We start from the raw sequence: 15610 nt of genomic DNA on the forward strand, positions 1-15610 counted from the left end.
GTGCAAATTAACTGGGATGGAGATTCCAGGATGGGTTGGCAGAAATGAAAAAAGCACCCATGCGGGTGCTTTTCTCGGCGTTAAGTCTCGCTAAAAACTTAACCGTAAATATTGGCGCGATCGCGCAGTTCTTTACCTGGTTTAAAGTGCGGAACGTATTTTCCTTCCAGGTCCACTTTATCGCCGGTCTTCGGATTACGTCCGGTGCGCGGTGCGCGGTAATGCAAAGAGAAACTGCCGAAACCGCGGATTTCAATACGCTCGCCCTGCGCAAGAGTCGAGGCCATATGTTCCAGCATCTCTTTAACTGCATCTTCAACCGCTTTCGCGGGAATATGAGGTTGCTGGGTTGCAAGTCTTTCAATCAATTCTGACTTGGTCATGATTCCTCCGGTTCCTTAAAGGCATAATTAGCTGCTGCATTGATTAAGGGCGGCCTTAGCCGCCCTTTGTCATTGATTACAGGACGAATCCTGTAATCTGTCAAGCTACTCGTCACCCTTTGTGCTGTTAACAGCACAAAGGATTTAGGAGCACTCGATATTACTCGCCTTTAGCTGCTTTGAAAGCTTCAGCCATTGCGTTGTTAGAGAAGTTAGCATCTTCCTGTTTGTTAACAGTTGCGATTGCATCTTTCTCATCAGCTTCGTCTTTAGCACGAACAGACAGGCTGATTGCGCGGTTCTTACGATCAACGCCGGTGAATTTAGCTTCAACGTCGTCGCCTACGCTCAGAACCAGAGTTGCATCTTCAACGCGGTCGCGGGAAGCTTCAGAAGCGCGCAGGTAACCTTCAACGCCGTCAGCCAGTTCTACGGTTGCGCCTTTAGCATCAACAGCAGTGACTTTACCGTTTACGATTGCGCCTTTCTTGTTCAGTGCAACCCAGTTGTTGAACGGATCTTCTGCGAGCTGTTTAACGCCCAGAGAGATACGCTCACGCTCTGCGTCAACCTGCAGAACAACAGCTGCGATTTCGTCGCCTTTTTTGTATTCACGAACTGCTTCTTCGCCTGCAACGTTCCAGGAGATGTCAGACAGGTGAACCAGGCCGTCGATGCCGCCGTCCAGGCCGATGAAGATACCGAAGTCAGTGATAGACTTGATTTTACCTTCAACACGGTCGCCCTTGTTGTGGGTTTCCGCGAACTGCTGCCATGGGTTGTTTTTGCACTGCTTCAGACCCAGGGAGATACGACGACGTTCTTCGTCGATATCCAGAACCATAACTTCCACTACATCGCCAACGTTAACAACTTTGGACGGGTGGATGTTTTTGTTGGTCCAATCCATTTCGGAAACGTGAACCAGGCCTTCAACGCCTTCTTCGATTTCAACGAAGCAGCCGTAGTCGGTCAGGTTGGTCACGCGACCAGTCAGTTTGGTACCTTCCGGATAACGCTTAGCGATAGCTACCCATGGATCTTCGCCCAGCTGTTTCAGGCCCAGAGATACACGAGTACGCTCGCGGTCGAACTTCAGCACTTTAACAGTGATTTCGTCGCCAACGTTTACGATTTCGCTCGGATGCTTAACGCGTTTCCATGCCATGTCGGTGATGTGCAGCAGGCCGTCAACGCCACCCAGATCAACGAATGCACCGTAGTCAGTGAGGTTCTTAACGATACCTTTAACTTCCATGCCTTCCTGCAGGTTTTCCAGCAGCTGATCGCGTTCTGCGCTGTTTTCGGATTCGATAACGGCACGACGGGAAACAACAACGTTGTTACGCTTCTGATCCAGCTTGATTACTTTGAATTCAAGCTCTTTGCCTTCCAGGTGCAGCGTGTCGCGGACCGGACGAACGTCTACCAGGGAACCCGGCAGGAACGCGCGAATACCATTCAGCTCAACAGTGAAGCCACCCTTGACTTTGCCATTGATAACACCAGTAACGGTTGCAGCTTCTTCGTAAGCTTTTTCCAGCGTGATCCAAGCTTCGTGACGTTTAGCTTTTTCACGGGACAGCAGGGTTTCACCGAAGCCGTCTTCTACTGCATCCAGAGCAACGTCAACTTCGTCACCAACCTGGATTTCCAACTCGCCCTGGGCGTTTTTGAACTGCTCTGCCGGAATGGCGGACTCAGATTTAAGACCAGCGTCAACCAGTACTACGTCTTTGTCGATAGCAACAACAACACCACGAACGATGGAACCCGGACGGGTTTCGATTTCTTTTAAGGATTCTTCAAACAGTTGAGCAAAAGATTCAGTCATGTTTAATCTTCAGGTTTCATATTTAACGTCCACCTGGCTCCATGCCGGATGGGGTTGTTTAACATACCCGCTGTCAATCCATTGCAACGGGGGTACTGCAAATTCGGTCGCACTTAAGCGAGTGCCAGTTTTTGGCGCGCGTATTGTAACGCTTTTTCAATCACTTGCTCAATGCTTAATCGGGTTGAATCCAAAACTAAAGCATCAGCAGCGGGAACCAGCGGCGCTACAGCACGGTTACGATCGCGGAAATCGCGTTCTTCGATCTCGGCCAAAAGGCGTTCAAAGTTAACACTAAAGCCCTTTTCCTGCAACTGTAGCATACGTCTATGCGCACGTTCTTGCGAGGAGGCGTCCAGGAAAATTTTCACTGGTGCATCCGGGAACACCACGGTCCCCATGTCTCGTCCGTCGGCAATCAGGCCGGGCGCTTCACGAAACGCGCGTTGACGACGTAACAGCGCTTCGCGTACGCGAGGAAACGCAGCGACCTGAGATGCGGCATTCGCTACTTCCTGGGTGCGGATTTCGCCGCTGACATCTTCACCTTCCAGAATGACTTCCAGGTTGCCGTCCGTTGAGATAAAACGCACATCCAGGTGTGAGGCAAGCGGTACCAGAGCATCTTCAGATGTGACATCAACATGGTGATGCAACGCTGCGAGCGCCAGTACGCGGTAGATCGCGCCTGAATCTAACAGATGCCATTGCAATGCTTCCGCCATTGCCTTGCACAAGGTGCCTTTTCCTGCACCACTTGGGCCATCAATGGTAATAACCGGGGCAATTGCCGTCATCTTTTTCTCCTTAAACGGGCATACATTAACGTGAACGCCGCGCATTATACGCGCCAACGCTAATAATCGTTAACACAGAGTGTAAAAACCCGATTAGTCTGTAACGATGTGAGGAAGAATTGCGCAATTATAGCGGGCTGGCGAGAAACCAGCCCGGAAGATGACACTGATTTACTGTTTATCTGCAGCGATGCGCTCACGAATATGCTGAGCGCGAGCGTCAGATGTGAGGATCAGGCAGGTGTACTAATACGCGCCAGCTGTTCGAAATAATCCGGGAAAGTTTTGGCGGTACATTTAGGGTCCAGAATGGTCACCGGCGTGTCAGACAACGCCACCAGCGAGAAACACATCGCCATGCGGTGATCGTTGTAGGTCGCGATCTCCGCAAACTGTAACGTCGCCGGTGGTGTAACGCGAATATAGTCTTCGCCCTCTTCAACGATCGCACCCACTTTACGCAACTCGGTCGCCATCGCGAACAGGCGGTCGGTCTCTTTGACGCGCCAGTTATAGATGTTACGTAAGGTCGTGGTGCCTTTAGCGAACAGCGCTGCCGTGGCGATGGTCATCGCCGCATCGGGAATATGGTTCATATCCATGTCTACCGCGTTCAGCTCACCGTGAGTACAGGCAATAAAGTCTTCGCCCCAGGTAATGGTCGCGCCCATTTTTTCCAGCACATCAGCGAAGCGGATATCACCCTGCATACTGTTGCGGCCAATCCCGGTGACTTTTACCGTACCGCCTTTAATGGCTCCCGCTGCGAGAAAATAGGAAGCGGAAGAAGCATCGCCTTCAACCAGATATGCACCCGGTGACTGATACTGCTGCTGACCCTGCACAACAAAGCGCTGGTAGTTCTGATTCTCAATTTCAACACCAAACGTTTTCATCAGGTTCAGTGTGATATCAATGTAAGGTTTAGATACCAGCTCGCCTTTAATGGCGATCGTCGTATCCTGCGGCGCCAGTGGCGCAGTCATCAGCAGCGCAGTCAGGAACTGGCTGGATACGCTGCCGTCTACCTCAACCTGTCCTCCGGTAAAGCCACCGCGCAGACGTAAAGGCGGATAGTTTTCCTGCTCCAGGTATTCAATGTTGGCTCCGCCCTGGCGTAACGCATCAACCAGATGGCCAATCGGGCGCTCTTTCATGCGCGGCTCGCCCGTCAACACGATGTCATTGCTGCCCAGACACAGCGCAGCGGCCAGCGGGCGCATTGCGGTTCCGGCATTGCCAAGGAACAGTTCCACTGCGCCTTCGGCATGCAGCGCGCCGCCATTGCCGATAATCTCGCAACGCGTACGGTCGGCAGAAAGGGTATAGCTAATTCCTAACGCATTCAGAGCATTAAGCATATGGCGGACATCATCGCTGTCCAGCAGATTAGTCAGGACAGTGGTGCCATTTGCTAATGCAGCCAGCAGCAAAGCGCGGTTAGAAACACTTTTGGATCCAGGCAGATTGATGGTGCCATCCACCCGCGCAATGGGTTGTAACGTCAGGGATTCCATGAAACTCGACTCTCAAAAACAGACATAAAAACCCCACAGACTGGCTGTGGGGATGAAAATACAGCAGATTAACCGCGGCGGCGCTCGAAATCGACCATGAAATCGGTCAGCGCTTTTACACCTTCTAGCGGCATTGCATTGTAGATGGACGCGCGCATACCACCGACCACACGGTGCCCTTTCAACGCGTGCAGACCCGCAGCGAAAGACTCTTCCAGGAAGAGTTTATCCAGGCCGCTGTCAGCAAGCTGGAACGGTACGTTCATGCGTGAACGGTTCGATTTTGCCACGTCGTTACGGTAGAAATCGCTGTTATCGATTACGCCGTACAGCAGTTCCGCTTTTTGCTGGTTAATTTTATCCATCGCGTTAACACCGCCCTGCTCTTTCAGCCATTTAAAGACCAGGCCAGACAGATACCAGGCAAAGGTTGGCGGCGTGTTGAACATGGAGTCGTTGTCATTCAGCACGGTATAGTCGAGGATTGACGGGCATGACACATGAGCCTTACCCAGCAAATCTTCACGTACGATGACAATGGTCAGCCCGGCCGGGCCGATGTTTTTCTGCGCCCCGGCATAAATTACGCCATAACGGCTCACGTCAAGCGGTGCGGAAAGAATGGTAGAGGACAGATCCGCCGTAACCACTACATTGCTGGCAAAATTCGGCGTTTCATCGATCGCAATGCCATCAATGGTTTCATTCGGGCAATAGTGCAAATACGCCGCGTTGTCAGAAAGCTGCCATTCGCTCATTGGCTTAACAGCACGCAGTCCGTCAACGGTGACTTTGGCGTCGATAACGTTTGGCGTACAGTATTTTTTCGCTTCTTTAATTGCGCTGGCGGCCCAATAACCGGCATCAACGTAATCCGCCGTGGTTTTGTCACCCAGAATATTTAACGGGATACCCGCAAACTGCCCGCGCCCACCGCCATGGCAGAACAACACTTTATAGTTGGAGGGGATGCTGAGAAGATCGCGAAAATCCTGCTCCGCTTCCTCTGCGACCTGGATGAATTCTTTGCCACGGTGGCTAATTTCCATCACCGACGTGCCAAGACCGTTCCAGTCGCGAAGATCCTGTTGAGCCAGTTTAAGTACTTCTGCCGGTAACATTGCCGGACCTGAACTAAAATTGAAGACCTGAGCCATTTCCCCTCACCACGTTGTGTTGTTGTCCAATCAACATCCTGTCATTGGCGATAATCCGGTGACAGACATTGGTATAAGTTATTCCTGTGGATATCGGTTTTATCATTCAGTGACACGCGCCGCAATGGGTAAAACTGACCAGGGTAAAAATGTGTCATTGGTCACACAACAGAATCTATCGGATTGACGGGTAAAAACCGAGATTTTCGCTGTCAGGTGACCCGTTTTGCCCGACTGGCCTTCGACCATTCTGGATTTGCACAGCGTGGACATAATTGATGATCTCCGGCGTTCATTTGCATCACTTCACTACACCGTATACAGGCATAGTCCCCAGCTTCAGGTATCACTTTAAATCGCTGTGTACAGCGTTTAGGCAAAATACTGAGCCCCGGCTTTACGTCTTCATCGGCAAAGAAATAGACGCTGATTTGCCCATTTGTCTCCAGGATGGCCAGTCTCACCTGTCCCAATTGCTCCACGCCGTTCAAACGCAATTCCATAAAGAATTCGAATTCCGTCATATTGGCGCTATTGAGCTTCGACCATGCCAGCTCGCCGTCCTCAATGATCACAACGGGCTTGCCCTCCAGCAAATCCTCCATTTTCTCGCTATGCGCCATCAGCCACATAACCAGCCGATACAGCACGGCAAGCGTAATAAAGACCACCAGCACCGGCAGCATCGGGACATCATCATAAAATGCCACGTCTCCCGCCGCGGATCCCAGCGTAAGGATAATCAGCACTTCAAAAAGCGACATCTGGCGTACGCCGCGACGTCCGGTGATTTTTAAAAACAGAAAAACCAATATAAAGGTATAGAGGCTGCGCAGAGCAACTTCTCCCAGAAAGTCCATGGGCACCTTATCCAGTACCATTCGGTGTAAATCGAAAGCTTTCATTATTATGCTCTAAACGTGGTTGGCTGTAGGAAAGCATAGCTAATACTTTTATTTACGTCTGAACTCCGGCGACGATAGCGCCATTCATTTAAAACCCGTATCATTGCGCGCTTTCCGTACGACAAAAGTGATTTTCATGACGCAAACATTTATCCCCGGCAAAGATGCCGCTCTGGAAGACTCCATCGCTCGCTTCCAGCAAAAATTGCTCGACCTTGGTTTTCAAATTGAAGAAGCCTCGTGGTTGAATCCCGTCCCTAACGTCTGGTCTGTACATATTCGCGACAAAGAATGCGCGCTGTGCTTCACCAACGGTAAAGGCGCGACGAAAAAAGCGGCGCTGGCTTCCGCGCTGGGCGAATATTTTGAGCGTCTGTCGACTAACTATTTCTTTGCGGATTTCTGGCTGGGTGAAACCATCGCCAACGGTCCATTCGTGCATTATCCGAACGAAAAATGGTTCCCGTTGACTGAAGAAGACGACGTACCAGAAGGTCTACTGGATGCTCGTCTGCGTGCGTTTTACGATCCAGACAACGAACTGACTGGCAGCATGCTTATCGATCTGCAATCCGGTAATGAAGAACGTGGGGTCTGCGGCCTACCGTTTACCCGTCAGTCGGATAACCAGACCGTCTATATTCCGATGAACATTATTGGCAACCTGTACGTTTCTAACGGCATGTCTGCGGGTAACACCCGAAACGAAGCGCGCGTTCAGGGCCTGTCTGAAGTCTTTGAGCGTCATGTGAAGAACCGTATTATTGCGGAAAGCATCAGCCTGCCGGAAATCCCGGCCGAAGTCATGGCGCGCTATCCGGCAGTGGTGGAGTCCATCGCCAAACTGGAAGCGGAAGGTTTCCCAATTTTCGCCTACGATGGCTCGCTGGGCGGCAAGTATCCGGTGATTTGCGTTGTCCTGTTCAACCCGGCCAATGGTACCTGCTTTGCCTCCTTCGGTGCGCACCCGGATTTCGGCGTTGCGCTGGAGCGTACCGTCACTGAACTGCTGCAGGGCCGTGGTCTGAAAGATCTTGATGTCTTCACCCCACCAACCTTTGACGACGAAGAAGTGGCTGAACACACTAACCTTGAAACCCACTTCATCGATTCCAGCGGCCTGATCTCCTGGGATCTGTTCAAGCAGGATGCTGACTATCCGTTCGTTGACTGGAATTTCTCCGGCACCACGGAAGAAGAGTTCGCCACCCTGATGGCCATCTTCAACGCTGAAGATAAAGAAGTGTATATCGCCGACTACGAGCACCTGAGCGTTTACGCGTGCCGCATTATTGTTCCGGGAATGTCTGACATCTATCCGGCTGAAGATCTGTGGTTAGCCAACAACGCCATGGGCGCCCATCTGCGTGACACTATCCTCTCTCTTCCGGGCAGTGAATGGGATAAAGAAGACTATCTCAATCTGATCGAACAACTGGATGAAGAAGGCTTTGACGACTTCACCCGCGTACGCGAGCTGCTCGGTCTGGCAACCGGTGCGGATAACGGTTGGTACACCCTGCGCATTGGCGAGCTTAAAGTGATGCTGGCGCTGGCCGGCGGCGACCTGGAGCAGGCGCTGGTCTGGACAGAATGGACGATGGAATTCAACGCCTCTGTCTTTAGCGCTGAACGTGCCAACTACTACCGCTGTCTGCAAACGCTGCTGTTGCTATCTCAGGAAGAAGATCGTCAGCCGCTACAATATCTGAACGCGTTTGTTCGCATGTACGGTGCCGAGGCGGTTGAAGCCGCAAGTGCAGCATTAAGTGGCGAAGCGCCGTTCTACGGGCTTCAAACTGTTGATAGCGATCTGCAGGCTTTCCCGGCGCATCAGTCTCTGCTGAAAGCCTACGAAAAACTGCAGCGCGCGAAAGCAGCACATTGGTCAAAATAGTGACAATCAGCCTGCGCTGAGTAGGCTAAAGGTATTGTCTGGGCTATATTACGGGGCGCTTAATGCGCCCTGTTTTTTATTTTGGTCAAATCAAAAAATAAATGTAAAAACAAGGTTAAATATTAGTAGTTGATATTAAGAAAATTAGCTTATTAATGTGGTTTTTTATCTCAATTACTCCATTTTAATTAACCGCCCCAGAGGAGACAGAAAGAAAAAATTCAACTCACTTTATAATTTTTAAAATTTATTTTTATTTGGATAATCAACAAGTTACACCGTAATCGCATAAAAACCATGCGCCTTACGGGCCTATAAGCCAGGCGAGATATGATCTATATCAAATTCTCATCTATAATGCTTTGTTAGTATCTCGTCGCCGACTTAATAAAGAGAGAGTTAGTGTGAAAGCTGACAACCCTTTTGATCTTATTCTTCCTGCTGCAATGGCCAAAGTTGCCGAAGAAGCAGGCGTCTATAAAGCAACGAAACATCCGCTTAAGACGTTCTATCTGGCAATTACTGCCGGTGTATTCATTTCAATTGCCTTTGTTTTCTATATCACCGCCACAACCGGTACCGGCACAATGCCTTTCGGCATGGCGAAGCTAGTAGGTGGTATCTGCTTTTCCCTGGGGCTGATTCTCTGCGTTGTCTGCGGTGCAGACCTCTTCACCTCAACCGTACTGATTGTCGTAGCGAAAGCCAGTGGCCGCATCACCTGGGGCCAATTGGCGAAAAACTGGCTTAACGTTTATGTCGGCAACCTGATTGGCGCCCTGATCTTCGTGTTACTCATGTGGCTTTCTGGCGAGTATATGACCGCTAACGGCGCGTGGGGTCTCAACGTCCTGCAAACAGCCGACCACAAAGTGCACCATACTTTTGTTGAGGCGGTAAGTCTTGGCATCCTGGCGAACCTGATGGTGTGTCTGGCAGTATGGATGAGCTATTCGGGTCGCAGCCTGATGGACAAAGCGTTTATCATGGTATTACCGGTCGCAATGTTTGTTGCCAGCGGTTTTGAGCACAGTATCGCAAACATGTTTATGATCCCTATGGGTATTGTAATTCGCGATTTCGCCACCCCGGAATTCTGGACCGCTGTTGGGTCTTCTCCGGAGAATTTTTCTCACCTGACCGTGATGAATTTCATCACCGATAACCTGATTCCGGTTACGATCGGCAACATTATCGGCGGCGGTTTGTTGGTCGGGTTGACATACTGGGTCATTTATCTGCGTGGTAACGATCATCATTAATCTGATGATGCCCATTACACGCAGTAAATAAAAAATCCACTTAAGAAGGTAGGTGTTACATGTCCGAGCTTAATGAAAAGTTAGCCACAGCCTGGGAAGGTTTTACCAAAGGTGATTGGCAGAATGAAGTAAACGTCCGTGACTTCATTCAGAAAAACTACACTCCGTATGAGGGTGACGAGTCCTTCCTGGCTGGCGCAACTGATGCGACCACTGCACTGTGGGACAGCGTGATGGAAGGCGTTAAACAGGAAAACCGCACTCACGCGCCTGTTGACTTTGACACCTCCGTTGCTTCTACCATCACTTCTCACGACGCTGGCTACATCAACAAAGCGCTCGAGAAAATTGTTGGTCTGCAGACTGAAGCTCCGCTGAAACGTGCGATCATTCCGTTTGGCGGCATCAAAATGGTTGAAGGTTCCTGCAAAGCGTACAATCGCGAACTGGACCCGATGCTGAAAAAAATCTTCACCGAATACCGCAAAACCCACAACCAGGGCGTATTCGATGTTTACACCAAAGACATTCTGAACTGCCGTAAATCCGGTGTTCTGACTGGTCTGCCAGATGCCTATGGCCGTGGCCGTATCATCGGTGACTACCGTCGCGTTGCGCTGTACGGTATCGACTACCTGATGAAAGACAAATACGCTCAGTTCGTCTCTCTGCAGTCCGATCTGGAAAACGGCGTAAACCTGGAAGCCACTATCCGTCTGCGTGAAGAAATTGCTGAACAGCACCGCGCACTGGGTCAGATCAAAGAAATGGCTGCTAAATATGGCTGCGATATCTCTGGTCCGGCAACCAACGCTCAGGAAGCTATCCAGTGGACTTACTTCGGCTACCTGGCCGCGGTTAAATCTCAGAACGGCGCAGCAATGTCCTTCGGTCGCGTATCCACCTTCCTGGATGCCTACATCGAACGTGATATCAAAGCAGGCAAAATCACCGAGCAAGACGCTCAGGAAATGATTGACCACCTGGTCATGAAACTGCGTATGGTTCGTTTCCTGCGTACCCCTGAATATGATGAACTGTTCTCTGGTGACCCGATTTGGGCAACTGAATCTATCGGTGGTATGGGCGTTGATGGCCGTACTCTGGTTACCAAAAACAGCTTCCGCTTCCTGAATACCCTGTACACCATGGGTCCTTCTCCGGAGCCGAACATCACCGTTCTGTGGTCTGAAAAACTGCCTCTGAACTTCAAGAAATTCGCCGCTAAAGTGTCCATCGACACCTCTTCTCTGCAGTACGAGAACGATGACCTGATGCGTCCGGACTTCAACAACGACGACTACGCTATCGCTTGCTGCGTAAGCCCGATGGTTGTTGGTAAACAAATGCAGTTCTTCGGTGCGCGTGCAAACCTGGCGAAAACCATGCTGTACGCAATCAACGGCGGCGTTGATGAAAAACTGAAAATGCAGGTTGGTCCTAAATCTGAACCGATCAAAGGCGACGTTCTGAACTTCGACGAAGTTATGGAGCGCATGGATCACTTCATGGACTGGCTGGCTAAACAGTACGTCACTGCACTGAACGTTATCCACTACATGCACGACAAGTACAGCTACGAAGCCTCTCTGATGGCGCTGCACGACCGTGACGTTATCCGCACCATGGCGTGTGGTATCGCTGGTCTGTCCGTTGCTGCTGACTCCCTGTCTGCAATCAAATATGCGAAAGTTAAACCGATTCGTGACGAAGACGGTCTGGCTGTCGACTTCGAAATCGAAGGCGAATACCCGCAGTTTGGTAACAACGACTCTCGCGTTGATGACATGGCGGTTGACCTGGTAGAACGTTTCATGAAGAAAATTCAGAAACTGACTACTTATCGTAACGCTATCCCGACTCAGTCTGTTCTGACCATCACCTCTAACGTGGTTTATGGTAAGAAAACCGGTAACACCCCAGATGGTCGTCGTGCTGGCGCGCCGTTCGGACCGGGTGCTAACCCAATGCACGGTCGTGACCAGAAAGGTGCTGTTGCCTCTCTGACCTCCGTTGCTAAACTGCCGTTTGCTTACGCTAAAGATGGTATCTCTTACACCTTCTCTATCGTTCCGAACGCACTGGGTAAAGACGACGAAGTTCGTAAGACCAACCTGGCTGGTCTGATGGATGGTTACTTCCACCACGAAGCGTCCATCGAAGGTGGTCAGCACCTGAACGTGAACGTCATGAACCGTGAAATGCTGCTGGATGCGATGGAACATCCGGAAAAATATCCGCAGCTGACCATCCGTGTTTCTGGCTACGCAGTACGTTTTAACTCCCTGACTAAAGAACAGCAGCAGGACGTTATTACTCGTACCTTCACTCAGACCATGTAATTGGTTTTGACTGAAATCGTACTTTAAAAAGCGTACAATAAAGGCTCCACGTAAGTGGGGCCTTTTTAATAGCCTGCTTTGTCAGCTATCTATACTTATGGATAGCAGCCAAAACAGACTCGACACAGTTAATAACTGTGCACTAACACTGGCCCCGGATGGGCCACACCTGGAGAAACACCGCAATGTCAGTTATTGGTCGCATTCACTCCTTTGAATCCTGTGGCACTGTTGATGGCCCGGGCATCCGTTTTATTACCTTCTTCCAGGGCTGCCTGATGCGCTGCCTGTATTGTCATAACCGTGACACATGGGATACGCACGGCGGCAAAGAAGTCACCGTCGACGAGTTAATGAAAGAGGTCGTGACCTACCGCCACTTTATGAACGCCTCCGGTGGCGGTGTGACAGCGTCCGGTGGCGAAGCTATCCTGCAAGCTGAATTTGTACGCGACTGGTTTCGTGCCTGTAAAAAAGAAGGTATTCATACCTGTCTGGATACCAACGGTTTTGTTCGCCGCTACGATCCGGTGATCGATGAATTGCTGGAAGTCACTGACCTGGTGATGCTCGATCTCAAACAGATGAATGATGAAATCCATCAGAATCTGGTGGGCGTATCTAACCATCGCACGCTTGAGTTTGCACGTTACCTGTCCAATAAAGACATCAAGGTGTGGATCCGCTACGTCGTTGTGCCTGGCTGGTCTGACGATGACGACTCCGCGCACCGCCTGGGCGAGTTTACCCGCGATATGGGCAACGTAGAGAAAATCGAACTGCTGCCATACCATGAGCTGGGCAAACACAAATGGGTGGCAATGGGTGAAGAGTACAAACTTGACGGTGTTAAGCCACCGAAGAAAGAGACCATGGAGCGCGTGAAAGGCATTCTTGAGCAGTATGGTCATAAAGTAATGTACTAAGTATGACGACCACGGCGTCGCAGCGCTCTGCTTGAGTAGCGCGACGCCAACGTTCTATGCCTACGACATAAAATATTCTGAAAGTTTATTGGTCACGCTTTCAATAGAGAAAATACGTTTCTGGTGTGCTTTACGACACTGCACGTAACGCTCATCCTGCTCTTCCAGAGCACTGAGTATGCGATCCGCCACCATCATCGCACCAGCAATTTCAGCAAAACCAGACTCACCTTCCCCCTGTAACGCAACCGCCGCCTGCAAATTCCAGTCAGAAAGCCGATTTAATGGAGCAAACGATCCGCGAGTTAACGAGAGAATTTTTATGCCTTGTTCCTTCGCTAGCGTCAGCGACTGCATCATATCGGTAGAGACTTGTTCTGTATGAATAACGATAATCCCTGTTTTTTGGCTGTCCGCCAACGGAGAGATAGCCGCCGGATAAAACCGGTCGATATAACTGGCTATTTTCCCCATCTGCACCAGATTGATTTGCAGGAATAACGCCACCGGCACCGCAGTACCTACCGCATAAATTGCAATATTACTTAGCTGATTTAACCAGGTCGCAACCGCCTGCAACTCTTTGCTGTCGATGATGGCATTGCTGTCACAAACGCTTGCCAGTACCGCCGCCGTCTCCTCACTTCCTCCATCATTCGGCCGTGCAGCTCCTTGCTCCAGTGCAAGAGCCGTTCTGAAATCAGAAAACCCCTTAAAACCAAAGGCACGGCAAAAACGAGTGATGCTCCCCTCACTGGTATCAATAGAATCGGCCAGCTCGGTTATCGTATGCCGCATCACAAAATCAGGATTTTCAGTGATAAAACGCCCTACCTTTTCCAGGATCGGACTCAGTTCTGAAGCCCCATTTCTTATGTTAATCAATAAATTAGTATCTATCTGACTCATTTTTCGCCTTTTTGCACAAAATGCAAATGCTGTCACATACTTTGCCTGGCTTTGCGATAATAATTTTTATCGCACCAATGATAATTAAAAATAATTATTTTTACAAACAGGAGAACGTCTAATGAAAGGTCTGATCGTCTGTCGTACCGGTATGGGCAGTTCGCTAATGCTGAAAATCAAAGCCCAAAAAGTCATCGATAAACATGGCTGGGATATCGATCTTGAACACGATGTCCTGTCAGGGCTACGAACCTGGCAAAACATCGACTTCGTGATCACCATGAGCGACCTGACCGATGAGGTAGAAGCCGCCGGGTTCAGAGCAATCGGTATCACCGATCTGATGAACAGCGAAGAAATGGAATCTGCGCTCACCAGCGTTGTTCAAAACAACTAACCTCTCCGGGGGAAATATGGATCTCCTAAAGTTCATTGTATTCGACATTTTGGGTGTAACCCCACTTTTAGTTGGCTTTATTGCGCTAATTGGTTTGCTTATCCAGCGTAAACCCATCGAAAAAGTGCTTTCAGGTACCTTTAAAACCATCGTCGGATTTCTGGTATTTGCCGGCGGAGCAGGGATTGCGGTGACATCCTTAGGTAATTTTCAGACCTTATTCAGCGATGGATTCGGTCTGAAAGGTGTGATGCCGTTAGCCGAAGCGTTAACTGGGCTGGCACAAACCAAGTTTGCCATGTGCGTTTCACTCATCATGGTCGTTGGTTTCGGCTGGAACTTGTTTTTTGCCCGCGTAACGCCGTTCAAATACATCTTCCTGACGGGCCAACATAATCTGTATCTGTCTGCCCTCTTAACCGTTACGCTTAAGGCGCTTGGCTACAGCGATGTGACAACAATCATCGTCGGCTCCATACTGCTGGGGCTTGCGGCCTGTGTCTATCCAGCTATCGCTCAGCCGTGGATGCGTAAGATTACCGGTAATGATGAAATTGCGATGGGTCATTACGTTACTCTGGCCTACGCGCTATCGGGATGGATCGGTTCGAAAGTGGGCGATCCTAAGCAGTCAACAGAAAAGCTAAATCTTCCCGGATGGTTGGGGATTTTTAAAGACTACATCGTCTCCGTGTCCATCTCTGTCAGTATTTTCTATTACATCGCGGCGCTTGCCGCAGGCAAAGAAGCGGTAACAGCCGCCGCCGGTGGAATGCATTGGCTAGTTTATCCGCTATTCCAGTCACTCACGTTTACCGCATCGCTTTATATCATCATCACCGGCGTTCGCTTGCTGTTGTCTGAAATAGTCCCGGCATTTCTGGGCATCTCTGAAAAATTTATCCCGAACGCCAAACCCGCACTGGATTGCCCAGTCGTCTTTCCGTATGCCCCAACCGCCACCGTTTTAGGTTTCATCTCTTCCTTTGTGGGTGGATTGGTGGTTATGGGGGTACTCGCATCAATTGGGCAAACGGTCATTATCCCCGTCGCCATCCCCTACTTCTTCATTGGTGCTACCGCCGCCGTCTTCGGTAATGCGTCAGGAGGCTGGAAAGGGGCCATCGCCGGTAGCTTTGTCACTGGCATATTAATTGGTATTGGCCCGGCACTCATCTATCCCATCATGGAATCGGTGGGATTGTCCGGTACTAGCTTCCCGGAGACAGATTTTGTCGCCCTCGGCTTAGTGGTTTATTACATCGGCAAAATGTTGCCCTGATA

13 protein-coding genes are annotated in these 15610 nt (G+C 50.2%); 6 read left to right on the top strand and 7 right to left on the bottom strand.

The annotated features are described in order from the left end of the window. Positions 1–98: 98 nt before the first annotated feature. The 6 genes from ihfB to ABIE10_RS06655 all read right to left on the bottom strand — a co-directional run bounded on the left by ihfB (position 99) and on the right by ABIE10_RS06655 (position 6593). Positions 99–383 (bottom strand): integration host factor subunit beta, encoded by a 285-nt coding sequence (ihfB, locus tag ABIE10_RS06630; protein WP_003035780.1) that lies wholly within the window; start codon positions 381–383, stop codon positions 99–101. A gap of 160 nt (positions 384–543) precedes the next feature. After that, positions 544–2217 carry a 30S ribosomal protein S1 gene (gene rpsA, locus ABIE10_RS06635; RefSeq protein WP_003035776.1) on the bottom strand — a complete coding sequence of 558 codons (1674 nt, stop codon included), beginning with the start codon at positions 2215–2217 and terminating at the stop codon, positions 544–546. Between the two features lie 113 nt (positions 2218–2330). Beyond that, entirely contained in the window at positions 2331–3014 is a 684-nt protein-coding gene (gene cmk, locus ABIE10_RS06640) for a (d)CMP kinase (protein ID WP_016152447.1), read from the bottom strand. 233 nt (positions 3015–3247) lie between these two features. Continuing rightward, a complete protein-coding gene (aroA, locus tag ABIE10_RS06645) occupies positions 3248–4531 on the bottom strand; it encodes a 3-phosphoshikimate 1-carboxyvinyltransferase (RefSeq protein ID WP_047501177.1) in 1284 nt (427 codons plus the stop codon). A 68-nt stretch (positions 4532–4599) separates the two neighbouring features. Then, entirely contained in the window at positions 4600–5688 is a 1089-nt protein-coding gene (gene serC / locus ABIE10_RS06650) for a 3-phosphoserine/phosphohydroxythreonine transaminase (RefSeq protein WP_235116562.1), read from the bottom strand. A 212-nt stretch (positions 5689–5900) separates the two neighbouring features. Then, positions 5901–6593, bottom strand: a complete 693-nt coding sequence (locus ABIE10_RS06655; RefSeq protein WP_235116563.1) for a DUF421 domain-containing protein — start codon at positions 6591–6593, stop codon at positions 5901–5903. 136 nt (positions 6594–6729) lie between these two features. Between ABIE10_RS06655 and ycaO the strand changes: the two genes are divergently transcribed. The 4 genes from ycaO to pflA all read left to right on the top strand — a co-directional run bounded on the left by ycaO (position 6730) and on the right by pflA (position 13020). Beyond that, positions 6730–8490, top strand: a complete 1761-nt coding sequence (ycaO, locus tag ABIE10_RS06660) for a 30S ribosomal protein S12 methylthiotransferase accessory factor YcaO (RefSeq protein WP_047414124.1) — start codon at positions 6730–6732, stop codon at positions 8488–8490. 404 nt (positions 8491–8894) lie between these two features. Then, entirely contained in the window at positions 8895–9752 is an 858-nt protein-coding gene (focA, locus tag ABIE10_RS06665) for a formate transporter FocA (protein WP_003831909.1), read from the top strand. A gap of 59 nt (positions 9753–9811) precedes the next feature. Continuing rightward, positions 9812–12094 (top strand): formate C-acetyltransferase, encoded by a 2283-nt coding sequence (pflB, locus tag ABIE10_RS06670; RefSeq protein WP_016152441.1) that lies wholly within the window; start codon positions 9812–9814, stop codon positions 12092–12094. A 185-nt stretch (positions 12095–12279) separates the two neighbouring features. After that, the gene (gene pflA / locus ABIE10_RS06675) at positions 12280–13020 is read left to right on the top strand and encodes a pyruvate formate lyase 1-activating protein (protein WP_003035751.1); all 741 of its coding nucleotides are present in this window, start codon (positions 12280–12282) and stop codon (positions 13018–13020) included. A 60-nt stretch (positions 13021–13080) separates the two neighbouring features. On the opposite strand, the gene ABIE10_RS06680 is transcribed toward pflA, so the two are convergent. Then, entirely contained in the window at positions 13081–13929 is an 849-nt protein-coding gene (locus ABIE10_RS06680; protein WP_016156113.1) for a MurR/RpiR family transcriptional regulator, read from the bottom strand. A 121-nt stretch (positions 13930–14050) separates the two neighbouring features. Here ABIE10_RS06680 and ABIE10_RS06685 point away from each other — a divergent pair, with 121 nt between their 5' ends. Continuing rightward, entirely contained in the window at positions 14051–14326 is a 276-nt protein-coding gene (locus tag ABIE10_RS06685; RefSeq protein WP_016152439.1) for a PTS sugar transporter subunit IIB, read from the top strand. A gap of 16 nt (positions 14327–14342) precedes the next feature. Then, positions 14343–15608, top strand: a complete 1266-nt coding sequence (locus ABIE10_RS06690) for a PTS ascorbate transporter subunit IIC (protein WP_047501181.1) — start codon at positions 14343–14345, stop codon at positions 15606–15608. Positions 15609–15610: the final 2 nt, after the last annotated feature.

Origin of the sequence: Citrobacter sp. 506, assembly GCF_050434985.1 — a bacterium.
In the GTDB taxonomy this organism is placed as follows: domain Bacteria; phylum Pseudomonadota; class Gammaproteobacteria; order Enterobacterales; family Enterobacteriaceae; genus Citrobacter; species Citrobacter braakii.